The organism is Telluria sp. RB2R28, from assembly GCF_059685835.1.
The window spans coordinates 1-25,734 of the sequence record NZ_JCASIK010000011.1; the positions used below are offsets into that span (position 1 = coordinate 1).

Annotated in this window: 22 protein-coding genes and 1 pseudogene; 7 read left to right on the forward strand and 16 right to left on the reverse strand. The window is 64.2% G+C overall.

Annotation, left to right across the window (positions count from 1 at the left end; genetic code table 11):
- Positions 1 to 123: 123 nt before the first annotated feature.
- Both pyrE and AC56LV_RS24135 read right to left on the reverse strand, forming a co-directional pair.
- Positions 124 to 795, reverse strand: a complete 672-nt coding sequence (pyrE, locus tag AC56LV_RS24130) for an orotate phosphoribosyltransferase (RefSeq protein ID WP_258836706.1) — start codon at positions 793 to 795, stop codon at positions 124 to 126.
- 32 nt (positions 796 to 827) lie between these two features.
- Positions 828 to 2,798, reverse strand: coding sequence for a hybrid sensor histidine kinase/response regulator (locus AC56LV_RS24135; protein ID WP_499561455.1), 1,971 nt, complete (start codon positions 2,796 to 2,798; stop codon positions 828 to 830).
- Between the two features lie 201 nt (positions 2,799 to 2,999).
- On the opposite strand from AC56LV_RS24135, the gene AC56LV_RS24140 reads away from it, so the two are divergent.
- Positions 3,000 to 3,770, forward strand: a complete 771-nt coding sequence (locus AC56LV_RS24140) for an exodeoxyribonuclease III (protein ID WP_183556665.1) — start codon at positions 3,000 to 3,002, stop codon at positions 3,768 to 3,770.
- Here AC56LV_RS24140 and AC56LV_RS24145 read toward each other — a convergent pair whose 3' ends face one another.
- From AC56LV_RS24145 to AC56LV_RS24200, 12 genes are all read right to left on the reverse strand, one after another.
- Entirely contained in the window at positions 3,771 to 4,709 is a 939-nt protein-coding gene (locus tag AC56LV_RS24145) for a pseudouridine synthase (protein ID WP_499561457.1), read from the reverse strand.
- A 7-nt stretch (positions 4,710 to 4,716) separates the two neighbouring features.
- Positions 4,717 to 5,598 (reverse strand): M48 family metallopeptidase, encoded by an 882-nt coding sequence (locus AC56LV_RS24150; protein ID WP_499561459.1) that lies wholly within the window; start codon positions 5,596 to 5,598, stop codon positions 4,717 to 4,719.
- A gap of 148 nt (positions 5,599 to 5,746) precedes the next feature.
- Entirely contained in the window at positions 5,747 to 6,364 is a 618-nt protein-coding gene (gene metW, locus AC56LV_RS24155) for a methionine biosynthesis protein MetW (RefSeq protein ID WP_183556659.1), read from the reverse strand.
- On the reverse strand, positions 6,361 to 7,530 hold the full coding sequence (metX, locus tag AC56LV_RS24160) for a homoserine O-succinyltransferase MetX (protein WP_499561461.1): 1,170 nt from the start codon (positions 7,528 to 7,530) through the stop codon (positions 6,361 to 6,363). The genes metW and metX overlap by 4 nt, the downstream gene beginning before the upstream one ends.
- Positions 7,531 to 7,597: 67 nt before the next feature.
- The gene (ptsP, locus tag AC56LV_RS24165; protein WP_499561463.1) at positions 7,598 to 9,367 is read right to left on the reverse strand and encodes a phosphoenolpyruvate--protein phosphotransferase; all 1,770 of its coding nucleotides are present in this window, start codon (positions 9,365 to 9,367) and stop codon (positions 7,598 to 7,600) included.
- A 41-nt stretch (positions 9,368 to 9,408) separates the two neighbouring features.
- Positions 9,409 to 9,678, reverse strand: coding sequence for an HPr family phosphocarrier protein (locus tag AC56LV_RS24170; protein ID WP_183556652.1), 270 nt, complete (start codon positions 9,676 to 9,678; stop codon positions 9,409 to 9,411).
- Positions 9,679 to 9,753: 75 nt separating this feature from the next.
- Complete coding sequence (locus AC56LV_RS24175) at positions 9,754 to 10,155, reverse strand: PTS sugar transporter subunit IIA (protein WP_183556650.1); 402 nt, start codon at positions 10,153 to 10,155, stop codon at positions 9,754 to 9,756.
- Between the two features lie 4 nt (positions 10,156 to 10,159).
- Positions 10,160 to 11,104 (reverse strand): glutathione synthase, encoded by a 945-nt coding sequence (gene gshB / locus AC56LV_RS24180; RefSeq protein ID WP_499561465.1) that lies wholly within the window; start codon positions 11,102 to 11,104, stop codon positions 10,160 to 10,162.
- 88 nt (positions 11,105 to 11,192) lie between these two features.
- Positions 11,193 to 12,494, reverse strand: a complete 1,302-nt coding sequence (gene gshA / locus AC56LV_RS24185) for a glutamate--cysteine ligase (protein WP_183556646.1) — start codon at positions 12,492 to 12,494, stop codon at positions 11,193 to 11,195.
- Between the two features lie 161 nt (positions 12,495 to 12,655).
- Complete coding sequence (locus tag AC56LV_RS24190; protein WP_183556644.1) at positions 12,656 to 14,056, reverse strand: ammonium transporter; 1,401 nt, start codon at positions 14,054 to 14,056, stop codon at positions 12,656 to 12,658.
- A gap of 14 nt (positions 14,057 to 14,070) precedes the next feature.
- Positions 14,071 to 14,409 (reverse strand): P-II family nitrogen regulator, encoded by a 339-nt coding sequence (gene glnK / locus AC56LV_RS24195; RefSeq protein WP_137171558.1) that lies wholly within the window; start codon positions 14,407 to 14,409, stop codon positions 14,071 to 14,073.
- 19 nt (positions 14,410 to 14,428) lie between these two features.
- A complete protein-coding gene (locus AC56LV_RS24200; RefSeq protein ID WP_499561467.1) occupies positions 14,429 to 15,163 on the reverse strand; it encodes a TorF family putative porin in 735 nt (244 codons plus the stop codon).
- Between the two features lie 283 nt (positions 15,164 to 15,446).
- Here AC56LV_RS24200 and AC56LV_RS24205 point away from each other — a divergent pair.
- Positions 15,447 to 15,680, forward strand: a pseudogene (locus AC56LV_RS24205) (accessory factor UbiK family protein); the annotation flags it as partial.
- Between the two features lie 257 nt (positions 15,681 to 15,937).
- Here AC56LV_RS24205 and AC56LV_RS24210 read toward each other — a convergent pair.
- Complete coding sequence (locus AC56LV_RS24210) at positions 15,938 to 19,519, reverse strand: M1 family aminopeptidase (protein ID WP_499561469.1); 3,582 nt, start codon at positions 19,517 to 19,519, stop codon at positions 15,938 to 15,940.
- 9 nt (positions 19,520 to 19,528) lie between these two features.
- On the reverse strand, positions 19,529 to 20,455 hold the full coding sequence (locus AC56LV_RS24215) for an ABC transporter ATP-binding protein (protein ID WP_499561471.1): 927 nt from the start codon (positions 20,453 to 20,455) through the stop codon (positions 19,529 to 19,531).
- A 242-nt stretch (positions 20,456 to 20,697) separates the two neighbouring features.
- Between AC56LV_RS24215 and AC56LV_RS24220 the strand changes: the two genes are divergently transcribed.
- The 5 genes from AC56LV_RS24220 to AC56LV_RS24240 all read left to right on the forward strand — a co-directional run bounded on the left by AC56LV_RS24220 (position 20,698) and on the right by AC56LV_RS24240 (position 25,490).
- Positions 20,698 to 22,227, forward strand: coding sequence for a YifB family Mg chelatase-like AAA ATPase (locus tag AC56LV_RS24220; RefSeq protein WP_499561473.1), 1,530 nt, complete (start codon positions 20,698 to 20,700; stop codon positions 22,225 to 22,227).
- A gap of 52 nt (positions 22,228 to 22,279) precedes the next feature.
- Positions 22,280 to 22,786: a hypothetical protein gene (locus AC56LV_RS24225; protein WP_499561474.1), complete on the forward strand. Its 507-nt coding sequence runs from the start codon at positions 22,280 to 22,282 to the stop codon at positions 22,784 to 22,786.
- Positions 22,787 to 22,794: 8 nt separating this feature from the next.
- Positions 22,795 to 23,529: an ABC transporter ATP-binding protein gene (locus AC56LV_RS24230; RefSeq protein ID WP_499561476.1), complete on the forward strand. Its 735-nt coding sequence runs from the start codon at positions 22,795 to 22,797 to the stop codon at positions 23,527 to 23,529.
- Positions 23,526 to 25,079, forward strand: coding sequence for a putative ABC transporter permease subunit (locus AC56LV_RS24235; RefSeq protein ID WP_499561478.1), 1,554 nt, complete (start codon positions 23,526 to 23,528; stop codon positions 25,077 to 25,079). The genes AC56LV_RS24230 and AC56LV_RS24235 overlap by 4 nt, the downstream gene beginning before the upstream one ends.
- A 69-nt stretch (positions 25,080 to 25,148) precedes the next feature.
- Positions 25,149 to 25,490 carry a DUF1840 domain-containing protein gene (locus AC56LV_RS24240; RefSeq protein WP_499561479.1) on the forward strand — a complete coding sequence of 114 codons (342 nt, stop codon included), beginning with the start codon at positions 25,149 to 25,151 and terminating at the stop codon, positions 25,488 to 25,490.
- The last annotated feature ends 244 nt before the right edge of the window (positions 25,491 to 25,734 follow it).

Below are 25,734 nucleotides of genomic sequence, written 5' to 3' on the forward strand. Positions count from 1 at the left end.
CAACAGCGCCTCCACCAAACCCTCGGCTATCGAACCCCCGACCAGGTGGAAAAAATTCTCAGGTGTACCTGATTCAATCTGTCCACCATCCCGGTGCATCTCACTCTGACCCTAATTGTTGGGCTATTGCTTTTGGATGCCGTAGCGAGTGCGGTAGGCGGAGACGGCGTCTTTGTGTTGCGCCAGGCGGGGGTCGGCGGTGTGGGTGTCGAGGTAGGTGAAGAGGTCGGCGAGGTTGGCGATCGAGATCACCGGGATGTTGAATTCGCGCGAGACTTCCTGGACTGCTGACTGCTCGGAGAGTGCGTCGTCGGCGCCCGAGCGCTCCATGCGGTCCAGTGCGATCAACACAGCGGCTGGCTCGGCGCCGGCGGCGCGGATCATGGCGACCGATTCGCGCACCGAGGTGCCGGCGCTGATCACGTCGTCGATGATCACGACCTTGCCCTGCAGCTTGGCGCCGACGATGGTGCCGCCTTCGCCGTGGTCTTTCGCTTCCTTGCGGTTGTACGCGTACGATGTGTCGCGCCCTTTTGCGGCCAGGGCCACTGCCGTTGCGGAGGCCAGCGTGATGCCTTTGTAGGCCGGGCCGAACAGCATGTCGAATTCGACGCCCGAGTCGAGCAGCGTCTGCGCGTAGAACTGGGCGAGCTTGCCCAGTGTGGCGCCGTCGTGGAACAGGCCGGCGTTGAAGAAGTATGGCGACAGGCGCCCGGCCTTGGTCGTGAATTGGCCGAACTTCAATACTTCGGCCTCGACCGAAAACCCGATGAATTGCTGGCGCAGATCAGTCATGTACTTCTCCCTGAATGTCGAAAGCGGCTATTTTAATCGCTCACGGCCCTGCCGGCGACGACCCGTAGTGCTTCGGCACCGCTGATCGGCTTGACCATGTGCGCCGCGAAGCCGCTGGCCTGGCTGCGCGCGCGGTCCGTGGCCTGGCCGTATCCGGTCAGTGCGACCAGCCGGCACAGGCGCCCTGCCGGCAGCGCGCGGATGCGCGCGGCGAGCTGGTAGCCGTCGAGCACCGGCAGGCCGATGTCGAGCAGCGCGACGTCGGGCCGGAAGCGCTCGATCGCCGCCAGCGCCGCCACCGGATCGTGATACACCTCGACCATGTGCCCGTGCGCCGTCAGCAGGCGCGCCAGCGTATTGGCGCCGTCGGCATTGTCGTCCACCACCAGCACCCGCTGCGGCGCGCTGTCGATGGCCGGCCCGGCCGAAACGGCCACAACCGCCACCGGCACGGCCAGCCCCGTCACGCCGCGCAGCGGCAAGCGCACCACGAACTGGCTGCCCAGGCCACGCCCTGCGCTGCGCGCTTCGACAGTGCCGCCATGCAGTTCGACGATGTTCCTGACCAGCGCCAGCCCGATTCCGAGCCCGCCCTCCGCGCGGTCGATGCTGCGTTTGCCCTGGAAGAACAGCTCGAACACCTGCTCGCGCATGTCCGGTGCCAGGCCGATGCCCGTGTCGCGTACGCTGATCTCGACCATGTCCGCGTCGTCGCGCCGTGCGCGCAGCCAGATCCGGCCGCCCGGTTCGGTATAGCGTGCGGCATTGGTCAAGAGGTTCGACACCACCTGCACCAGCCGCGCCGGATCGCCTTCCCACGCCAGGCCCGCTTCGACATCGACCTCGAGATGGTGACCGCGCTGCTCGACCAGCAGGCTCGCCATCTCGAGCGCGCGGCCCGTCACCTGCGCCATCTCGACCTGCTCGACCTTCAGTTCGATCTTGCCGCGCGTGACGCGCGAGACGTCGAGCAGGTCGTCCACCAGCCGCACCAGATGGTCGACCTGGCGCTGGATGATCTCGCCCTCGCGGCCGTACGCGCCATCACCCCGCATGCGCATCAGTTGCAGCGCGGTGACGATCGGCGAGAGCGGATTGCGCAGCTCGTGGCCCAGCATCGCCAGGAATTCATCCTTGGCCTGGCTGGCCGCGCCCAGGTCGACCAGCAGCTGCTCGCGCTCGCGGGCAGCGTGCTCGATCGCCAGGCGATTGCGTACGTGCTCGGTCACGTCGACCGCCACCACGATCACGCCTTCCGGCCGGCCGTCCAGATCCAGCAGCGGCTCCAGGCTGAACTTGAAGAAGCGCTCGACCGGTTGACCCTCTGCATCCAGGCGCGTGACTGACAGCTCCTCCGCCTGGTACGACATGCCGCTGGCGTAGACGCGCGCGACCGCGTCGGCCACGCCGGCACCGCCCAGATGCGGGAACGCTTCGTCGAAGGTCTGGCCCAGCATGCTGCTGGTGTCGATCAGATCGCGGTAGCGGTTGTTCACCAGCCGGAAGCGCAGCTCGGGCCCCATCAACAGTGCCGCCGCGACCGGCGCGGCCATCAGCATGGCATCGCGCTGCGCCAGCGCCTGGTCGCGCTCATGGCGTTCGGACGCATCGCGCGTGAAGCAGCGCGTGTAGCGCAGCTGGCCGTCGACGAAATGCCCGTTCGAGTGGATCAGCACGTGCCTGATCGAGCCATCCTTGCAGCGCAGGCGCGCCGGCTGGTCGTACAGCGCCTCGCCCGCGAGCAGCGTGCGCAGGATGAAGTCGATCGTGGCCGGGTCTTCGTGGAAGTCGGCGATATGCCGACCGACGTAGTCTTCCCAGCCGTAGCCGAGCATCTGCAATTCGGCGCGATTCGCCCACAGGATGGTGCCGTCGGGGCCGACGCGGTGCAGCCCTTCGACGGCGTTCTCCACGAAATCGTAGAGTTCGGCGGCCGTGGCGTCATCGTGCGCGCGCACGGGAATAGCGACGACGTCCGCAGGGAGCGGTTTGTCAGTGTTCATGGGATCGGGAAGGGAAAATGCGGCGTGCCATCGACGCGCAGGGGACTGACAGTGTAGCAGATCGTTGCCATTCATCACCGCCAGTCCCCATAAAGCAACAGGCTCAAGGCATGACGGGAAGCATCAAAACACGCTACACTTGCCGGCTATCGGCGTGCCTCCGGGTGCGCCCTGCCCTCTTTCATCTGCCTGACCATCTTCATGCCACGAATCATCTCCGCAAACCTCAACGGTATCCGCTCCGCCCACAAGAAGGGCTTCTTTGATTGGCTGGCGACGCAGGACGCCGACTACATCTGCGTCCAGGAACTCAAGGCCCAGGAAGCCGACATGACCGAGGATTTCCTGCGCCCGCACGGCTACCACGGGCGCTTCCACTACGCCGAGAAAAAGGGCTACTCGGGCACCGGCGTCTACAGCCGCACCGAACCCGACCAGCACCGCATCGGTTTCGGCTGCCTCGAGTTCGATGCCGAAGGCCGCTACACGCGCTGCGACTTCGGCAACCTGACCGTCATCTCGGTCTACTGCCCGTCCGGCTCCTCGTCGCCCGAGCGCCAGCTGGCCAAGTTCCGCTTCATGGAAGTCTTCCTGCCGCATCTGCAAGAGCTGCAGGCCGAGGGCCGCGAAGTCGTCATCTGCGGCGACTGGAACATCGCGCACAAGGAGATCGACCTGAAGAACTGGAAGGGCAACCTGAAGAATTCAGGCTTCCTGCCCGAAGAACGGGCGTGGATGACGCGCATCTTCGACGAGCTGGGAATGGTCGACGTGCACCGCGGCCTGGATGCGCGCCCTGACCAGTACACCTGGTGGAGCAACCGCGGCCAGGCCTATGCGAAGAACGTCGGCTGGCGCATCGACTATCACGTCGCCACGCCCGGCATCGCGGCGCGCGCCAAAACCGTCTCGGTCTACAAGGACGTGAAGTTTTCGGACCACGCCCCGCTCATCATCGACTACGACCTGTAATCAAGCCGGCCAGCGCAGGTCGAAGCGGCTGGCGAAGCTGCGCGGCTGGCGCGTGAGCGGATCGTCGAACGCGATGGCGCGCGCCAGCAACTGCAGCGGTGCGCTGAAATCATCGCTGCCGCAGGGCCGCGCTACTGGATAGAAGCTGTCGCCGACAATCGGCGCGCCAAGCGAGGCCAGATGCAAGCGCAGCTGGTGCTTGCGCCCCGTGTGCGGATGCAGCCGGTAGCGCGCGAGTGGCCCGCGCTGCTCGATCAATTCGATCAGGGTTTCCGAATTGGGTTCGCCCGCCACTTCTTCGCTGAGGAAAAACTGCGCCGCATCCTGCATGCGGCTGCGGTACGTGAACGGCAGCGTGCGCCCCTGCAGCAGCGGCGCGATCGCTTCATAGGTTTTGGTGACCACGCGCTTCTGGAACATCGACTGGTAGGCGCCACGCGACGCGGGATTGTGCGAAAAGATCACCACGCCCGCCGTCTCGCGATCGAGCCGGTGGATCGGCACCAGGTGCGGCAAATCGTACGTGCGCTTCAGGCGCACCAGCAGCGTCTCCCTCAGGAAGCGCCCGCTCGGAATCGTTGGTAAAAAATGCGGCTTGTCGGCGACCAGGATGTGATCATCCTGGAACAGCACCGCCTCCTGGAACGGGATCGGCACCTCAGGCACGTCGAGCTCGCGGTAGTACCAGATGCGCATGCCCTGGCGCACCGGCGTATCGAACGCCACCCGCGCGCCCTTCGCGTCGACGACTTCACCCCGTTCCAGCCGCGCTGCCCAGGATTGCATCGGCACGTCGGGAAAGCGCTCGCATAAAAAGCGCAGCATGCCGCCGGCGCGCGTCTCGGTCAGCCACAGATAGCTGGGCGCGACGCCGTCGCGCAGGGGCAGCGGGACGAGTGCATTGGCTTCGGCCTGACGGCCCCTGGCGCTACTGCCCATCAGCGCCTCAGTTCAGCGCAGTGCTCTTGTAGGCCGGCAGCTTGGCGACCGTCGTCTTCTTGGCGCGCGCATACAGCGGCAGCAGCACGTTCATGTGCGCTTCCATGTCCTTGATGCGGGTGTCGCCGCCCGGGTGGGTCGACAGGATTTCCATCGGCGCACTCTGGTTCAGCGTGGCCATCTTGCGCCACAGCGCAATGCCGGCGCGCGGATCGTAACCGGCGCGCGACGAGATATCCAGGCCCACCAGGTCGGCCTCGCGCTCTTCGTCGCGCGAGAATTTGAGCACCAGCATGCTGCCCAGGCCATTGGCCGCCGTGGCGGTCAGGTTGGGATCGACGCCGAAAATGCCCGACAACAGCGCGCCACCGACACGCGCGCCCAGCGCGGTGACGTTGGACTTGGCCAGGCGCTCGCGCCCGTGTTCACGCAGTGCGTGGGCGATCTCGTGGCCCATGATGGCCGCGGCTTCGTCGTCGGTCAGCTGCAGCTTGGTGAGGATGCCGGTATAGAAGCCGATGCGGCCACCCGGCATGCAGAACGCGTTGACCTCGTCGGCCTGGATCAGGTTGACCTGCCAGTCCCACTTGCTGGCCACCGGATTCCAGCGCGGCGTGAACGGGATGATGCGCTGGGCGATCGTGCGCAGGCGCTTGAGCTGCGGGTCGCTGGTCGGCGCCAGCAAGCCCTTCTCCTTGGCCTGGCTCATCATCTCGGTGTACTGCAGGCGCGCGGCCTCGTTGACCTGCTCTTCGGGCGCCAGCACGCGCATGCGCGACAGTGGCTTGACCTCGATGCCATCCTGGACGACGACGCCGGCCTCCTGCGCCGTGGCCAGGCCGGTCGCGGCGAACAGGGTCAGACAAACGGCGAGTTGTTTCAGTTTCATCATCATGGCTCCGGCAGGCTGTTGTTGGCAGCCGGCCTCGTAAAATTGGTTATAAATGGGCAGTGCCCGCGCAGAATCGACGTGATCATGCCGTATGTACCGGCGCAGCTCAAGCCGCCAACGCACATAAGTCGCAACCTGCCCCGCCCTACACTGCCGGCGGCGCTTTTTTGCGCAGGCGGAAAACCGCCATGCTGCCGCGCAGGTTCGGCAGGAACTTGACCACCTTGCCGTCGGCCAGCGCCACGCATTCCAGCACTTCCAGGCCGCATTCGACCGCCAGTTCCTGGAAATCGTAGATCGTGGCGCAGCGCACGTTCGGTGTGTCGTACCACTGGTACGGCAGCGCGCGCGAGACCGGCATGCGCCCGCGCAGCAGCGCCAGGCGGTGCGGCCAGTGCGCGAAGTTCGGAAACGAGACGATCGCTTCGTGGCCGACGCGCACGATGTCGCGCAGCAGGCCTTCGACATGCTGCATCATCTGCAGCGAGTTCAGACACAGCACGGTGTCGAACGTGTTGTCGCCAAAAAGGCCCAGGCCCTTTTCCATATCGTGCTGGATCACGTTGATCCCGCGCGCGGTGCTTTCCAGGACCTTGTCGTCGGCGATCTCGATGCCGTAGCCCGAGCAGCGCTTGCCGGATTCGAGATAGCGCAGCATGGCGCCGTCGCCGCAGCCGACGTCGAGCACGTGGGCGCGCTCGCCCACCCAGTGCGCGATGAAGGCCAGGTCGGGCCGCAGCGTATTGAGGTCGGCAAAATTCATGCGGCCTCCGTGGCGGTGGTGACGGCGCCTGGCGCCAGTTCAAGGGCGATGCGGTTGTAGTACGCGCGCACCACGTTCATGTAGCGCGCATCGTCGAGCAGGAAGGCATCGTGGCCGTGCGGCGCGTCGATTTCGGCGTAGGTCACGCGGCGCCGGTTGCTGATCAGGGCTTCGACGATCTCGCGGCTGCGCTCGGGCGAGAAGCGCCAGTCGGTCGTAAACGACGCAATCAAAAACTGCGCTTTGGTGCCGGCCAGCGCCTTTTCGAGATCGCCATCGTATTCGCGCGCCGGATCGAAGTAATCGAGCGCCTTCGTGATCAACAGGTAGGTATTGGCATCGAAGTATTCCGAGAACTTGTCGCCCTGGTAGCGCAGATACGATTCGATCTCGAAGTCCACGCCGAAGTCGAAGTTATAGTCATTCGTCTCGGCGGCGTTACGCAGCTTGCGCCCGAACTTCTCGGCCATGTCGTCGTTTGACAGATACGTGATGTGGCCAATCATGCGCGCCACTTTCAGGCCGTTCTTCGGCACCACGCCATGCTCGTAGAAGTCGCCGCCGTGGTAATCGGGGTCGGTCAGGATCGCCTGGCGCGCGACGTCGTTGAAGGCGATGTTCTGGGCCGACAGCTTCGGCGTGGACGCGATCACGATGCAGTGGCGCAGGCGCTCGGGGAACTTGATGCTCCACGACAGGGCCTGCATGCCGCCCAGTGAGCCGCCCATCACGGCGGCAAAGCGGTCGATGCCAAGACGGTCGGCCAGCAGCGCCTGCGCGGTCACCCAGTCTTCCACGGTCACCAGCGGAAAGCTGGCGCCATATGGCTTGCCGGTGGCGGCATTGACATGCATCGGGCCGGTCGAGCCGAAGCACGAGCCCAGGTTGTTCACGCCAATGACGAAGAAGCGGTCGGTGTCCACGGGTTTGCCCGGGCCGACCATATTGTCCCACCAGCCAGCGCTCTTGGGCGAGTCGTACTGGCCGGCGACGTGGTGCGAGGCGTTCAGGGCGTGGCAGACCAGCACCGCATTGGACTTGTCGGCGTTGAGCGTGCCATAGGTTTCATACATCAGCGTGTAGTTGCTGAGCTGCGCGCCGCTTTGCAGGCGCAGCGGCTCGGCGAAGTGCATCGCCTGCGGTGTGACTATTCCTAGAGATCCCATGGGACTGTGTGCTTTGATTGATGATGCGGTGGTGGCGCCGTTGCCGGGCATGGCAACGGCGCGCGACTCACAGGGTCTGCAACTGCTCGACGGCGCTGGCGATTTCACCCGGCTCCATCGCGCGCAGGATGCGCCGGGTACGGGTCGTGACCACGCCAAGGTCGGTATTTAAAATTTCCTGTTTCACCGCCAGCAGCTGCGCCGGGTGCATCGAAAACTCGCGCAGGCCCATGCCCAGCAGCAGGCGCGTGAGCTTGACGTCGCCGGCCATCTCGCCGCATACCGCCACATCCAGCCCGGCCTTGTGGCCCGTGGCGATGGTCGAGGCGATCAGCTGCAGCACCGCCGGGTGCAGCGGATTATACAGGTGCGCCACTTCGTAATCGACGCGGTCGATCGCCAGCAGATACTGGATCAGGTCATTGGTGCCGATCGACAAAAAATCCATGCGGCGCACGAACAGCGGCAGCGCCAGCGCGGCAGCCGGGATCTCGATCATGGCGCCGACCTCGATGCCTTCGTCGAAGCGGATCTTCTCGTCGCGCAGCTGGGTCTTGGCCTGCTCGATCATGCCCAGCGTCTGGTCGATCTCGAACGCGTGCGCGAGCATCGGGATCAGGATGCGCACCTTGCCGAAGGCCGACGCGCGCAGGATCGCGCGCAGCTGCACCAGAAACATCTGCGGCTCGGCCAGGCAATAGCGGATCGCGCGCAGGCCGAGCGCCGGATTGAGCGCCGTGTGGTCGGTCTGGTCGAGCGGCTTGTCGGCGCCCACGTCGAGCGTGCGGATCGTGACCGGACGGCCCTTCATCGCCAGCACCGCCTTGCGGTACTGCTCGAACTGTTCTTCTTCGTCCGGGATGCGCAGCGCCTGCGCGCCGCGGCCCATGAACAGGAATTCGGAGCGGAACAGGCCCACGCCATTGGCGCCCGCTTCGAGGGCGGCCGGACAATCGTCCGGCAGTTCGATATTGGCCAGCAGCGTGATCGTGGTGCCGTCGCGCGTGATGGCCGGCGTTTTCTTGAGCTTGAGCAGGCGCTTGCGTGCCTTGGCCATCGTGATCTGGCGCGCGCGGTACTGCTCGAGCACCAGCTGGCTCGGATTGCAGATGACGACGCCGGCGTCGCCGTCGACGATCAGCCAGTCGTCCTGCTCCACCAGGCGCGAGGCCTGGTCCATGCCGACGACCGCCGGAATATCCAGGCTGCGCGCGACGATGGCCGTGTGCGAGTTCTGGCCGCCGACGTCGGTGACGAAGCCGATGAACGAGCGTGATGCGCCATCGCGATCGCGAAACGCCAGCATGTCGGCCGGCGAGATGTCGTGGGCCACGACGATCATCTGCGGCGGGGGCTGGTCTTCGTCGGCGAACACCGGCGCAACGCTCAGGGCGGTACCGGTCAAGACCTTCAGCACGCGCTCGGCGACCTGCTGGATGTCGTACTTGCGCTCGCGCAGGTAGGGGTCTTCGATCTCGTCGAACTGCGCCGAGAGCTCATCGATCTGCGTCACCAGCGCCCATTCGGCGTTGTAGTGGCGCGCGCGGATGATGTCCAGCGGCGCCTCCGAGATCATCGGGTCGGACAGGATCAGCGCGTGCACGTCGATGAAGGCGCCCAGTTCGGTCGGGGCGTCCTTCGGCAAGCCGGTCCAGAGTTCCTGCAGATTGTGGTGGACGGCGGCGATCGCATCCTGCAGGCGCCGCACCTCGGCCTCGACCTGTTCTTCAGGGACCAGGTAATGCTTGACGTCGAGCGCGGCCGGCGTGAGCAGGTGCGCGCGGCCGATCGCGATGCCGCGCGAAACCGGAATGCCGTGAAGGATAAAGGAAGCCATGGAAGAATCCGTTGAACGCGAGGGGACCGCTTCACGCGGCATTATTCACCTTCACCGAACTTGTCGTTGACGAGCGCCGTCAGGGCGGCCAGCGCGGCCTCTTCGTCGGCGCCATCGGCTTCGAGCGTGACCTTGGCGCCCTTGCCGGCGGCGAGCATCATGACACCCATGATCGACTTGGCATTGATGCGCCGGCCGTTGCGGGTGAGCCATACATCGCTCTTGTACCTGGCGGCCAGCTGCGTGAACTTGGCGGAGGCCCGTGCGTGCAGGCCCAGCTTGTTGATGATCTCGAGTTCTTGTTGAATCATAGTCGCTTTATCTTTTTTGTAATGTGTCGGACTGCGCCCGGTATCTCCTCGCACGCATCGCCATCGCCGCCTGCCCTAGCCCACCCGGATCCGGTTATCCACCCGCACTGCCCCGTTCTGCGCGCCGGCCAGCGCCATCTCGACGACCACATCGAGCGAGTCGCGCCGGTAGGTGATCGCGCGCAGCAGCATCGGCAGGCTGATGCCGGCGATGACTTCCACGTGGCCTGCGTCGGCCAGCGAATTGCAGCAGTTCGACGGCGTGCCGCCCTTGACGTCGGTGATCACCAGGACGCCGTCGCCGTCGTCCAGGCGCGCGATGGCTTCCTTGGCCAGGCAGTTGATCTGGCCGATATCCTGGTCAGCCGTCACGTCGATTGCCTCGACGCGCTCGGTGGGGCCGCGAAATACATGCGTTGCTGCGGCGATGAATGCCTGGCCCAGCGGTGCGTGGGTCAGGAGCAGGATGCCTACCATGTCGTTATCCAAGTACTTTCTGTTCGACCGCGTCGATGAACATCGCGGCCACGTCAAAACCGGTCTGGTCGAAGATCTCCTGGAAGCAGGTCGGGCTGGTCACGTTCACTTCGGTCAGGTTCTCGCCGATCACGTCCAATCCTACCAGTAACAGGCCACGCTCGGCGAGCAACGGGCCGAGGGCTTCGGCGATCTCGCGATCGCGCTCGCCGATCGGCTGCGCCACGCCGATACCGCCGGCGGCCAGGTTGCCGCGCACTTCGCCGTTTTGCGGAATCCGCGCCAGCACGAACGGCACCGGCTTGCCGCCGATGACCAGCACGCGCTTGTCGCCCTTGTCGATCGCCGGGATGAACTTCTGGGCCATGATCGTGTAACGGCCATTGGCCGTCAGCGTCTCGATGATCGAACCCAGATTGAGCGCATCGCTCTTCACGCGGAAGATGCCGGCGCCGCCCATGCCGTCGAGCGGCTTGAAGATCACGTCGCCGTGCTTGGCGTGGAAGGCGCGCAGACGCGCTTCATCCGAAGTGACCATCGTCGGCGACGTGTATTGGCTGAACTGGCCGATCGCCAGTTTTTCGTTGTGGTCGCGGATCGCCGACGGGCTGTTGATCACGCAGGCGCCCTGGCGCACGGCCAGTTCGAGCAGGTAGGTGCCGTAGACGTATTCCATGTCGAATGGCGGGTCCTTGCGCTCGATGATCGCGTCGAATTCGGACAGCTTCACGTCGACTGGGGCATCGGCCGTGTACCAGATATCCGGCTCGCCCGTCAGGTGGATCTGCATCACGCGCGCGCTGACAATGCCCTCTTCGAGCACCATGTCGCGCTGTTCGAAGAAGTACAGGGCATGACCGCGCCGGGCCGCCTCGCGCATCATGGCGAAGGTCGAATCCTTGTAAATCTTGAATCCGGACAGCGGGTCGGCGAGAAAAGCGATTTTCATGAGGCGTCCAATCGATGTAATACCTTGATTTTAGCCCGAATCGGCAAACCTCGCGGGCGAGGCCCCGAGGTTTGCCGGACGCAGTGCGTCAGTACACTTCCGGATTCGGATCGGTGCGTTCGAGTTCCAGCGATGCGGCCAGCATGCCCAGGCGCGCGACCACGCCGTACACGTAAAAGCGGTTGGGTGCGGCGGTGCCCGGCTTGGCCTTCGGATCGGGCATCGCGTGCTGCTGCGCGAATGCCAGCGGCACGAATTGCGAACCGGGGGCATTCAGGTTCTGGTCGATGCCGCGCTCGGCGTGCACGCGGTAGAAGCCACCCACGACATAGCGGTCGATCATGTAGACGACCGGTTCGGCGACCGCGTCGTCGATCGATTCGAAGGTGGGCACGCCTTCCTGGATGATCAGATCGGTCACGGCCACGCCATCCTTGACCACCGACATGCGCGCGCGCTGCGCCGGGGTCAGGTCGCGCACTTCGCTCGCGTCCTTGATTGTCATGATGCCCATGCCATAGGTGCCGGCGTCGGGCTTGAGGATCACGAAGGGCTTGCGCTCCTTCATGCCGTATTCCTTGTACTTCTTCTTGATCTTCGAGAACAGCGCCGAGACGTCGTCGGCCAGTGCTTCGGTGCCGACGTTCTCGCGTAGGTCGACTTCGGCGCAGGTGCTGTGCAGCGGGTTGACCAGCCACGGGTCGATGTCGATCAGCTTGCCGAACTTCTTGGCTACTTCGTCCAGCGCCTTGAGGTGATTGCTCTTGCGGCGCAGCGCCCAGCCGGCGTGCAGCGGCGGCAGCAAAGCTTGTTCGTGGACGTTCTCCAGGATCGACGGAATGCCGCCCGACAGGTCATTGTTGAGCAGGATGGTGCACGGGTCGAAGTCGGGCAGGCCGACGCGGCGGCCATTGGCCGAGCGTACGAGCGGCTCGAGCACCAGCATATTGCCGTCAGGCAGCGCCAGCGGGGTCGGCTCGGTGATCTCGGGCGAGAACGTCCCAAGGCGGACATGCAGGCCGGTCTGGCGGAAGATCTGCATCAGGCGCGCGACGTTCTGCAGGTAGATCGGGCTGCGGCGATCGGCGTCCGGCACCAGCAGCAGGTTGCGCGCATCCGGGCAATACTTGTCGACGGCGGCCATGGCCGCCTGCACCGTCAGCGGCAGCATTTCGCTGGCCAGGTTGTTGAAGCCGCCCGGGAACAGGTTGGTGTCCACGGGTGCGAGCTTGTAGCCGGCATTGCGCAGATCGACCGAGCAATAAAATGGCGGCGTGTGCTCCTGCCACTCGAGGCGGAACCAGCGCTCGATGGCAGGCGTGGCTTCGAGGATTTTCTTTTCCAGGTCCAGCAAAGGACCGGTCTGGGCGGTGGCGAGGTGCGGAACCATTGATTGGACGTCCTTGTTGTGCGCTTCTTGTTGTTAATTAAGTTGGGAATCGCATATGGGGTTGGTCCGGGTATTTTAAAGGGCAATGCGAAGAATGCAAAAAACGTCGTCCCCGCTTGTGCGGAGACGACGTTTTCAGGGACAACCGACGACTGAGCGGATCAGTAACGGTAAGCCGACTCGCCGTGGCTCGTGATGTCCAGGCCTTCGCGTTCCTCTTCTTCAGGTACACGCAGACCGATCACGATGTCGACCAGCTTGAAGGCGATGAAGGCGACGACGGCCGACCAGATGACAGTCACGCCGATCGCATGGGCCTGGATCCACAGCTGGCCGACGATCGAGTAGCTCGTGTTCATCGCATTGGTCGTGTAATCCCACACGCCCTGCCCGCCCAGTGCCGGTGACGCAAACACGCCGGTCAGCATCGCGCCCAGGATACCGCCCACGCCGTGCACGCCGAACACGTCGAGCGAATCGTCGGCGCGCAGCAGGCGTTTCAAGCCCGTCACGCCCCACAGGCAGACGATACCGGCCAGCAGGCCGATGACCAGCGCGCCCATCGGACCGACGAAGCCGGCACCCGGGGTGATTGCCACCAGGCCCGACACGGCGCCCGATGCAGCGCCCAGCATCGATGGCTTGTGCTTGAAGATCCACTCGCCCAGCACCCAGGTGAGGGTCGCACCGGCGGTGGCCAGCAGCGTGTTCAGGAACGCCAGTGCCGCCACGTCGCCTGCTTCGAGCGCCGAGCCGGCATTGAAGCCGAACCAGCCGACCCACAGCAGCGATGCGCCGACCATCGTCATCGGCAGCGAGTGTGGCGCCATCGATTCACGGCCGTAGCCGATCCGCTTGCCGATCACATAGGCGCCCACCAGGCCGGCCACGGCCGAGTTGATGTGGACCACGGTGCCGCCCGCGAAGTCGAGCGCGCCCTGCTGCCACAGGTAGCCGGCAGCTGCGGTCACGGTTTGCAGCGAGGCAGCATCGGTGATGGCGTCAGGACCGGCCCAGAACCAGACCATGTGCGCGACCGGCAGGTAGCCGAAGGTGAACCACAGCACGACGAACACCAGCACGGCCGCGAACTTGGCGCGTTCGGCGAAGGCGCCGACGATCAGCGCGCAGGTAATCGCTGCGAAGGTGCCCTGGAAAGCGACGAAGATGAATTCGGGGATCATCGTCTCTTTGCTGAAGGTCGCGGCCATCGCAAACTTGCCGGCGACCGGATCCCAGATGCCTTGCAGGAAGGCGCGGTCGAAGCCGCCGATGAACGCATTGCCCTGCGTGAAGGCCAGCGAGTAGCCGTACAGGCACCACAGCACGATGACGAGGGCAAATACCATCATCACCTGCATCAGCACCGACAGCATGTTCTTGGCGCGCACGAGGCCGCCGTAGAACAGCGCCAGGCCGGGAATGGTCATCAGGATCACCAGCAGCGTGGCGACGAACATCCAGGCCGTATCCCCCTTGTTGATGGACGGCGCCGCCATGGCCGGCAGGGCGACGCCCAGGCCCAGCAAGGCGGTCAGTATCGTTGTAGTTATACGCTTCATGAAAACATTCCCTCTTACAGTGCGTCGTTGCCGGTCTCGCCGGTACGGATACGGATGACCTGGTTCAGGTCGGCCACGAAGATCTTGCCGTCACCGATCTTGCCGGTGCGCGCAGCGCCCTGGATCGCATCGATGACCTGGTCGACGATGGCATCGTCGACGGCGGCTTCGATCTTGATCTTGGGCAGGAAGTCGACGACGTACTCGGCGCCACGGTACAGCTCGGTGTGGCCTTTCTGGCGACCGAAACCCTTCACTTCGGTCACGGTCATGCCTTGCACGTTGATTTCCGACAGTGCCTCTCGCACCTCGTCGAGCTTGAAGGGCTTGATGATGGCGGTGATCATTTTCATGGTATTGCCTCTTTTGCAATCAAAAAGTTTTTGAGACGGACAGCACGGCGGCGGACTTGCCGAGGTTCTTGCCTTCCGGGCTCAGGTAGGCGTCGGTATTCGCCTTGTGCCACGCCAGCGCCACGGTGGCGACGCCGAAGTCCTTGGTGACGCCAACCTTGTAGTCGGTGTACGAAAATGCGCTGTTGTTCTTCAGTTTCTGGCGCCCGACGTGCAGGTTGAGGATGAAGCCGTTGCTGACGTCGATGTCGGCGCCCACGTCCAGGTAGCCGCTGCGCTTGCTGTCTGCAGTGCCGAACAGATTGGTCGTCGAGTGCGAGTACTTGATGTAGGCCGGGCCGTAGCCGAGTTTGCCGTACAGCTCGAACGTGTTCGCGCTCGGGTTCAGGCCATTGTCCGGGTAGTAGTAATACAGGCCGCCGATGTCATAGCTGATCGCGTCGCTCAACTGACCGCGCTTGCCGCCATAGACGTCCCATTCGATATTGCCGTCGCCGCCCAGGTCTTTCGTCCATTTAATGGTGGAAAGCCAGGTGCCCACGTAGAAGCCGGATGGGCCGTGTACGTAGTCGACGCCGCCCTGAAGGGCCGGGTCGAGGGCTGTTTGCGACAGGCCGCGGTAACGGTAGTCGCTGGTGATGCTCGCGTTGTAGCTCACCTGGTGTTCGGCGGGTTGTTCCTGTGCCATGCCCGGCGCGCTGGTGAGAGCCAACACTGCCAGGACAATTGCGCTGAATTTTGCTTTGCACTTCATGACAAACCCCCTTGATGAACAACATAAAAAATGACTGCTTGTGGATCCTTCTGATGTTCTTTGTCTACGCTTTATTTAGCAGGATGCGTGCCAGCTCATAACCCAGCTCATAGCCAGCCATAAACAGGAAAAAGGTCCTTGTTTTTTTGGTAAACACGCCCCACATCGGTTTTGCTACAACACAACGGACCGCATACGGCACCCAGACGGCCGTTCGGCGCACTACATCAGGTCACATTGCACCATCATGGAGCGTGAGGCCTCGGCAGAAAGGGAAATGGATATGAGTAACAGCAACTTCTTCAGCGACTTGCAGGGCAAGATCAACCAGGCGCTCGAGAGCGGCCCGGCCAAGGACATTGAACGCAATGTGAAGGCGGCCATGACGTCGGGCTTTTCCAAGCTCGATCTGGTCACGCGCGAGGAATTCGATATCCAGGCCCAGGTGCTGGCCAAGACCCGCAGCAAGCTCGAGGCGCTTGAGCTGCGCGTGAGCGAGCTGGAAGCCAAACTGGGTGCAGGCAGCACCACGACGCCGTCGGCAACCTCATCGGCAACCTCGGCGACAGCGGCATCGGCATCTGCCGCGTTTCCGACCTCGGGCAGCTCGGCAATTCCGATGCCTGGTGCTGCGCCATCGGCCACCGCTCCATTCCCGGCTGCGCCAGAAGACCCCACGATCGTCGTGCCGCCAACGCTCGACAAGCATTAAGCAGTTACCAGCGTCTGGTTGAACGCGTGGGCGGAGAACCCGCCCACGCTACTACCCGGACTTCAATCGATACTGACCTCCTTGCGGTTGTCACGCGCCACGCGGTCGATCAGCTTGTTATACGGGTCAATCCCCACGTCGAACGGCTGCTCCTTGACGGTCACCGTCACGGTCGGATTCTCGCCCCGCAGTACACGCTTTTCCAATAACAGCACTCGCTCGTCCGATTCCTTGGCATCCTTCGCCCGTGCGAACACGCCGATCTCCACTGCCTCGTCATAGGTGCGCGGGGTTTCCTGTCCCTTGCCGTCGGCCTGCATCTTCGCCAGATGCAGTTTCATCGTCAGGTCCCACTGCCCGTCCGGGCGCTTGACGGCCTTCGCCTCGGTCACGCGGTTATCGTAGAAGACGATGCGTTCGAACAGGTCGGCGATCAGCGCGTGCTTGCCGACCGGGGCTTCGGCACGGATGTAGTCCACCAGTTCGGCGGAGGTCGCAAACGGCGCCTCCTGATAGCCCTTGTCCTGCAGGAAGCGCTTGAGGGCGCGGTTGAGCGCAGCTTCGCCGATCTCGTCGCGCAGGCGGTAGAAGACCAGGCTACCCTTGCGGTAGTGGATGTAGTCCTGGTTTTCCACGCGCACCAGCGGCAGTTCCTCGATCTTTTCAGCGCCGCGCGAACTGAGGTAGCGGTCCAGTTCATAGCGCAGGAAACGGCGCATCTGGTGCGGACCGTATTCCTTCTCCATTACCATCAGCGCCGAATACTGCGCCAGTGACTCGATCAGCATGCTCGCGCCCTGCACATTCGCCGCCGTGACCTGGTGGCCCCACCACTGGTGCGCCATCTCGTGCGCGGTCACGTAGAAGACGTAGTCGATGTCATCCTTGTCGCGCAGGTCGGCGATGAAGCCGATCGATTCCGAGAACGGGATCGTGTTGGCGAACGATTGCGCGAAGCGCTGGTAGTTCGGAAATTCCAGGATGCGCACCTGCTTGTGCTGGTAGGGCGTGAACTGGGTCGTAAAGTAATCGAGCGACTTTTGCGTGCCCGCGATCATCCGGTCCACGTTGTAGGCGTGCTTCGGATCGTGATAGATCTCGATCGGGATGCCGTGCCAGTCGCCCTTCTTCACCTGCCAGTTGGCTGATAAATAGGCGAAGAACGGCATCATCTTCTGGTCCATCTTGTAGCGATAGTAATTGCGGCCGTTTTCCTTCCACGCCTTTTGCAGGTAGCCCGGCGCCAGCGCGATCTGGTCGCCACTGGTGGAGACGGTGGTGTCGAAGCTGATCCAGTCGGCGTCGTCCCCGAACATCGTGTTGGCGCGGGCCGCCTGGTTTTCGAGCTTGGCCATGCGCTCCGGTTCACCCAAGCCGCGCTTGCGGCGCTCGTTGCGGTCCAGTAGTTCGAACTCGCTCTGGTAGCCGACCAGCGGGAAGAACTCGCGGTTGTTGAAGAACGTGCCGTTCAGGTTGAGCGTGTCGCCCCTGCCTGCGTTGGAAAAACCGGGCCGGCGCACGTCGACGGTGAAGTCCAGCGCCAGGCGGGCGCCCGGCGCCGTCGGCTGCGCGAGCTTGAGTATCCGGAAGCCCGCTACCTGGTCGTCCAGGACCACGGTGTGCGCGGGCAGGCCGGCGAAGGTGGTCACGACATCCGGATTGACCTGCAGGCGCAGCGTGTCGAGCGGCTGGCTGGTCTTGTTCTCGAAGACGTAGCGGCCCTTGACCATCACGCGTCGCTCGGCCGGGTAGATGTCCACCGCCGCGCGCACGTCGACGATCTTCACGTGCGGCAGGTCCTTGTACTTGCGGTAGGTCTTTTCGTACCTGGCCTGCTTGTCCATCGCCACGTTCTGCGCTTCGTAGCGGCCCAGCGTGACGGTATTGTGGAAGATCCAGCCACCCACCAGCGCGAACGCGATCGTGCAGGCAGCCAGCGCAACGCCCGATGCACTCTTGAGGCGCCGCGTCGCTTCGTGCGTGCGCGTGCGCCACTCGACCGAGAGGCCGCGCACCCAGAACGCCTGGGCCACGATCAGGCCCGCCACGGCAAACAGGGTCCAGTACAGCGCGAACCACGACCAGCCCGCGACGAAGTGGCCGAAGCCGTTCATGTCGGAGTACGGCGTCTCTGGCAGCAGAGCGATGTTGTACAGGTTGTGATCGAAGTGCAGGACCGACAGGACGATCTGCGCCACGATCAGCACGATCATGAACAGGTAGCCCAGAAACTTGTTGTTCGTGACGACCTGCAGCGCGATGGCGATCAGCGCCATCAGGATGTACGGCATGCCGGCCATGAACACGCCCTGCAGATACACCATCGGTTCGATCGGCGCCCCGCCCTTGTACAGCTGGATGGCGATCGCGGTCACGATCCCGGCAAACAGGAAGGCCAGCACCACGCCAACGAGGGCCAGGCTTTTCGCCACCAGCGGCGCCCAGTTCGGCATCGGCATCGCGTCGCTCACGTCGGCGATACCGGCCTGGCGTTCCTTGAAGATCAGTTCACCGGCGTAGAAGATCACGATGATGAGCAGCAGGAAGTTGTAGCTGCCCTTGAGCAGCTCGATCATCAGGTAGGTGCGCGGGTAGACGTCGGTGCCGAACATCTGCCCGAGCTGACTCGAGCTACCCACCATATTGAGCACGCCAAACAGCAGCATGACCAGGAACGGCACGCTCTTGAAGACGGCGACCGCATCGAAGACGAAGATATGCCAGCACTGGCTCCAGCGCGTAGCGCGCGTGAAGCGCGGCGCGATGCGTGGCAGCGCGACGTGCGCCGGCATGCCCGCTGCCGGCGCTGCCGCTTTGGCCCTGCCGAAGAGACGCTTGCCGGTGCCGGTGCGCTGCGGCTTGAACAGCGCCAGCGTCAGGCCAAGCAGCGCCAGGCCGACCACGCTCCACAACAGCCGGTTGGCCAGCATATAGCCGCCGATGGCCGGCAGGCCGGCATTCGATTCGGCCGTCGAGAAGTAGCGCGTGGCGCGGCCAAGGGCGCGCAGGCCGAACGGGTCGGCCAGCACGGCGAACCACTCGTTGTCGATATTGCTGGTGAATTTGCCGGCCAGGATCCACAGCACGAAGAACGCCATCACACCGACATACACCATCATGATCGAGCGCGTGGTCGCGGCGAGCAGCATCAGCAAGGCGCCGATGAACAGCAGGTTCGGTACCACCAGCACGCACAGCGCCCACAGGTAGGCCGCGCCAGGAAATGGCCCCACGCGCTCGGCGTCGATCCATGGCATCAGGGGACCGAGCATCATGCCCGCCACGATCACCGCGAAGATCACCATGCAGGCCAGCAGACCCGCCAGGAAGCGGCCGACGAGGTAGTCGTGCTTTTTCATCGGCGTGGCAAACAGCATGTCGGAAATGCCGACGTCGCCGTCGCGCAGCACCGAGCCGGCGATGAAGATGGTGACGACGAACATCGACATCAGGCTGAAGACGCCGAGCAACTGCGCGACGACGACCGGCGCATTGCGATTGACATTGCCGATGCTGCCGCCGATCTGGATCGCATCGGTGGTGGTCGCGCCAAAGGCCAGCGCGCCGAAGATCAGCGCGCACACCCACAACAGCGGCTGGCGCAGCTGGATGCCCAGCTCGAACTTGAAGAATTCCCGTAGCATGCCGGCTCCTTACGCCACGACTGGTGCAGTGGATGCGGACGCCGCGCTGGTGGCCGAGGCGGCCGCGCGGTTGGCGTTGCGGATCTGGAGGAAGTAGACGTCTTCCAGGTCCGGCTCGACGCTGACGAAGCCGTCGTCCGGCTGCGATTCGGCGAACACGTTGATCTGCGGGCGCCCCGCTACCAGGCGCGTGGAGAGCACGTTGAAATCGCGCTGGTAATCGGCCAGCGCTTCCTGGCTGACAGTGCGCCGCCACACGCGGCTCCTGAGCGTATCGATCGCGGCCTGCGGCTCGCCCTGCAGCAGCACGGTGCCCTTCGCGATCATCGCCATGCGCGGGCACAGGTCGGTGACGTCTTCGACGATGTGGGTCGACAGGATCACGACCACCTGTTCGCCGATTTTGGCCAGCAGGTTCAGGAAGCGGTTGCGTTCATCGGGGTCCAGACCTGCGGTCGGTTCATCGACGATCACCAGGCGCGGCGCGCCAAGCAGCGCCTGCGCGATGCCGAAGCGCTGGCGCATGCCGCCCGAGAAAGTGCCCAGGCCGCGCGAGCGCGCTTCCCACAGATTGGTCTGGTGCAGCAGCGCTTCGACCATCTCCTTGCGCTCGCCCTTGGCCGTCAGGCCCTTGAGGACCGCGAAGTGGTTCAGCAGTTTTTCGGCGCTCACCTTCGGGTAGACGCCAAAGTCCTGCGGCAGGTAGCCGAGCTGGCGGCGCAGGCCTTCCTTGTCCTTCAACACATCCAGGCCGTTGAAATCGATGCTGCCGCTGTCAGGGTCCTGCAGCGTGGCGATGGTGCGCATCAGCGACGACTTGCCGGCGCCGTTCGGGCCGAGCAGGCCGAACATGCCGTTCGGGATCTCGAGACTGACGTTGTTGATCGCCTTGACGCCGTTGGCATAGGTCTTGTTGAGCTGCTTGATCGATAGCATGGACTGATTCTCCGGGAACGGTTGCGGTTGTCGTTGTTGTTGTTGTTCACGATCAATGTAACGTTAATAAAAAGCAATGTCAGCATTTTGTGACAGACGGTATGAATGCCGGCATGAACGACGAAATGACTGGTATATGCACCTGTCATGAACGGACCCGCGCGCACGCCTGTCCGCTCTCAAACGGTGGTGCGATCCGCGCTTTAGGATGGGGCACCCTGGCTTTCTGCAGAAGGAATCCGATGAGTCTCGCCGTTCTGAAAACCCGCGCGCTGGCCGGCATGGCAGCGCCGCCCGTCAATGTCGAGGTTCATCTGGCCAACGGCCTGCCCGGCTGGACGATCGTTGGCTTGCCCGACACCGAAGTGCGCGAAGCGAAGGACCGCGTGCGCGCCGCGCTGCAGAATTCGGGCTTCGATATCCCGCCGCGCCGCATCACGATCAATCTCGCGCCGGCCGATTTGCCCAAGGAATCCGGCCGCTTCGATCTGCCGATTGCATTGGGTATCCTGGCCGCATCGCACCAGATCCGGGGCGATGCACTGGAGCGCTACGAGTTCGCCGGCGAATTGTCGCTATCGGGCGAGCTGCGGCCGATCCGTGGTGCATTGGCGATGGCGTTTGCGATGGTGCGCGCGGGTTCTGCACAATCTGATGCACAGGACCGGGCCTTCATCCTGCCGCTGGCCAATGCCGATGAAGCGGCGCTGGTCGAAGCAGCCGAGATCCTGCCGGCGCGCACGCTGCTCGAGGTCTGCGCGCACTTCGCCAATGCGCCCGATGCGCCCAAGCTGGTGCGGCATGCGGGGCCGGCCCTTGCGCACTCGGTGTGCTACCCCGATTTCGCCGAGGTCAAGGGCCAGCAGCATGCCAAGCGCGCGCTTGAGGTGGCCGCGGCCGGCGCGCATTCGTGCTTGCTGGTTGGCCCGCCCGGCGCGGGCAAGAGCATGCTGGCGGCGCGCCTGCCTGGCCTGCTGCCGTTGATGAGTGACGTGGAGGCCCTCGAATCGGCCGCCGTGCAATCGCTCGCGGGCGGCTTTTCGCCGCAACGCTGGCGTCAGCGGCCGTTTCGCAGCCCGCATCACACGACGTCCGGTGTGGCGCTGGTGGGCGGCGGCAGCGTGCCGCGGCCCGGTGAAGTCTCGCTCGCGCATCATGGCATCCTGTTTCTGGACGAGCTGCCCGAGTTCGACCGGCGCGTACTCGAGGTGCTGCGCGAGCCGCTCGAGTCGGGGCAGATCACGATTTCGCGCGCGGCGCACCAGGCCGATTTTCCAGCGCGCTTTCAGCTCATCGCGGCGATGAACCCGTGTCCGTGCGGCTGGCTCGGTCACGCCAGCGGCAAGTGCCATTGCCTTGAGGCCGCAGTGCTGCGCTACCAGAGCCGCATTTCCGGTCCCCTGCTCGATCGGATCGATATCCAGTTGCCGGTCGCGGCGCTGGGACCGGAGAGCATGGGCGCACGCACCGATGGAGAACCGAGCAGCGTGATCGCAGTGCGGGTAGCACAGGCGCGTGCGGTGCAGATGGCGCGCCAGGGCTGGCCCAACAGCCACCTCGGCCCGCGCGACATCGACCGTTACTGCGCGCCTGACGACGCCGGGGGGCGCCTGCTGCATGCGACCGCGCAGCATCTGCACTGGTCGGCGCGCGCGTACCACCGCGTGCTCAAGGTAGCGCGCACGGTGGCCGACCTGGCCGGCAGCGAACACGTGGCGGCCGCGCACGTGGCCGAGGCGATCGGGTACCGGCGCGCGTTGCAGCGCGAGTAGCAGCATCAGTAGCAAGTGTTGCGTTCTGCAGCGCTGCTGTTACCATCGACGCATGCGACCCTCTATCGTGCGTGCCCTGCAGATTGTCCCGATCCTCCTGGCCGGCGCGCTGCTGGCCGGTTGCAATCCGGCCTATAACTGGCGTGACTACACAAGCGAGGACGGTCGCTTCAAGGCGCTGTTTCCGGCCAAGCCCGCGACCCTGACCCGCACGGTGGACCTGAACGGCCTGCAGGTCGAGATGACGATGACGGCGGCCAGGGTGGACAACACCACCTTCGCCGTTGGCACCGCTGTGGCGCCCGATCCCGCGCGCGCGCAGGCAGCGCTGCCGGCCATGCGCCTGGCGCTGCTGCGCAATATCGGCGCACCCGACGCCCCTGCCACCGCTGACCTGAGCGTGGCTGCCACGGGCGCCGGCCAGGGCGCGCCGATGCACCTGAGCGGGCGCTTTACCGCAAAAGGCAACCGCTTCTACCAGGTCATCGTGCTTGGCCCCGCAGGCAAGACGCCGCCGGAACAGGTCGAGCAGTTCCTCACCTCCTTCACCAGCTTGTAAGGTCGCCCATGGATGACCAGCTCCCCGCCCTGCGCCTGGTCGGCCTGCGCAAGCAGTTCGGCCGCCCTGCCGTCGATGGCCTTGATTTGCTGGTCCGGCGCGGCGAGTTCTACGCGCTGCTCGGGCCGAACGGCGCTGGCAAGACGACGACGCTGCGCCTGGTCACGGGCCTGCTGGCGCCCGACGCCGGCACGATCGAGGTCATGGGCGTGGACATGACTGCGGCGCCGGCGGCGGCCAAAGCCAAGCTGGCCTACCTGCCGGACGAGCCGATGTTGTACGGGAAGCTCAAGCCGTTCGAGTACCTCGAATTCGTCGCCGGCCTGTGGGGCGTGCCGGCGCAGGCTGCAGAACCGCGTGCACGCGAACTGCTCGACTGGCTCGACCTGAGCCAGCATGCGCACGAGCTGACCGAAGGTTTTTCGCGCGGGATGAAGCAGAAGCTGGCGCTGGCCGGCGCCCTGATCCACGCCCCGGAACTCCTGATCCTCGACGAGCCGCTCACTGGTCTTGATGCAGCAGCGGCGCGCCAGGTGAAAGACCTGCTGCTGGCGCACGTGGCCAAGGGCGGCACCGTCATCCTGACAACGCACATTCTGGAAGTGGCCGAGCGCCTGGCGCACCGCATCGGCATCATCCGCCAGGGTCGGCTGATCGCCGAAGGTACGCTGGACGCGCTGCGCGAGCGTACGCAGGGCGGCAGCCTCGAAGACATGTTCCTGCACTTGATGGCTGCGCCATGATGCTGGCGCCGGGCAGCGTCGGCTGGCTGCTGCGGCACGAGCTGCGGCTTGCCTGGTTTAATGCGGCGGGCGGCAAAGCGGCGGACGGGCGGCGCCGGCCAGGCAATCTGGCGCTCGGTCTGGCGGCCGCTGGCTGCATCGTCATGCATGTCGCGAGCTGGTTTGTCGTGCGCCAGCTGGCCGGCATGCCGGAGAACGATCCGCGCATCCTGCTGGCGGTTTCCGCGCTGCTGATCGTGGCCACGACCTTCATGCTGTCATCGGCGATCAAGGCGTGCGTCGTGGTGATGTTCGAGCGCAGCGACCTCGATCTGCTGCTGTCGTCACCCCTGCCCTCGCGCAGTATTTTCACGGTGCGGCTACTGGGTGTATGCGCGGGCACAGCGGCGCTGTACCTGTTTTTGCTGGCGCCGTTCGCGCATGCGGGGCTGCTGCAGGGCCAATTTCGCTGGCTCGGGATCTATCCCGGCGTGATCGCCCTTGCGGTGCTGTGCAGCTGTGGCGCCATGCTGCTCACGCTTGGCCTCGTGCGCCTGCTCGGTGCGCGCCGTACACGCGTCGTGGCGCAGATTGTCGGGGCGCTGGCCGGCGCGCTGCTCGTCATCGCGTCGCAGCTTCATGCGCTCACGTCGAGACAAACGCAGGACGGCATTCGCGATACCGTCCTGGGGATGGTGCAGGCGGAGGGTGCAGCGGATAACCTGCTCTGGCTGCCGGCGCGGGCGATGCTGGGCGAGCCGTTGCCGGTGCTGCTGCTCGGCGCGCTCGCGTGCGGCATGTTCATGCTGACCACCTGGCGCACGCATCGCTTCTTTGCGCGCGGGCTGCAACTGGCTGCGTCGACGCCATCGATCGCAGCGGGCAAGGCGGCATCGACGACGGCGCGGCCCCGTTTCGGGCGCAGCCTGTTTCGTACGGTGGTCATCAAGGAATGGCGCCTGATCGTGCGCGACCCGCAGTTGCTGTCGCAGGTGATGCTGCAAATACTGTTTTTGCTGCCGTTGTTTTTCCTGATTTTCAAGCGTGCCGATGTGCAGGTGCAAGCCATCGGCGCTGGCCTGGCGTTGCTGTGCAGTTCGCTGACAGGTGCGTTGGCATGGATTGCCTTGTCGGCTGAGGATGCGCCGGATCTGCTGCTGGTATCGCCCGCGTCGCAGCGCACCGTCCGGCGCGCCAAGCTGGCAGCGGCGATGATGCCTGTCCTTGCGTTGGTGGCTGTTCCTCTGCTATGGCTGACGGTCCGGATGCCAGCAGCCGGGCTGGTCGGATTCCTGGTCGTGTGCGGCGCCGTCGTGGGCGCCGGTCTGGTGGTGTTCTGGTGCGGGCGGCCAGGCGTGCGCAGTAATTTCAAGGGGCGTGGCAAAGGTGGCTTCGTGATGAACGTGCTTGAATTGTTCAACAGCCTGGCGTGGGGCGCGTTGGGATGGCTGCTGTCGGCTGCCACGCTCGGGCCATTGGACCACATGGGCATCCTCGCCGCAGCGGGGGCTGCGTTCTTCGCGATTGCCGTACCTGGCATTGCCTGGATGTTGTGGCGTCGGCCGGTGTGAGCGCGACCGCACTGTGAAGGGGCGCGAGGCGTGCTATCGTTTAATTACTAACAAAACCAAGAGATAGCTATGTTGATTACATTTAAATGCAAAACGTATCCAGAAGTTCTGATGTATCAGGAACATGCCAAACGTATCCTTGACCTGCTGCACAAGGAGCCGGAGCGCGGCGTGATTACCTCGGCCGAAGCCAGCCAGGTGATTTCGCTGGTAGAGGAAGAGATCGAAGAGTCCCGCAAGCATCAGGTGTCGGATCAGGTGGCGCACGATGTTCATGCGCATCACCGCGATGAAGACGACCATGACCATCAGGCAATCGAGGTCGTCAGCTTCTCGACCCGCATGTATCCGCTGCTGGAAATGCTGCGTTCGGCACGTGATAACAAGACCGACATTCTTTGGGGTGTGTAAGCAGGCTTTGGTTTATCCTTGTCTGCATGTAAAAAGCCCGCTGATGTGAATCAGCGGGCTTTTTTTGGGCTCAAGGTGCTTCAGCGGCAGTGATCTTGGATCAGCTGCTTATCAGCACCCCAAAGCGAAAAGCCCCACTCAGGTCACTGAGTGGGGCTTTTCTATATAACTAGCCTGACGATAACCTACTTTCACACTGGTTGCAGCACTATCATCGGCGCAAAGTCGTTTCACGGTCCTGTTC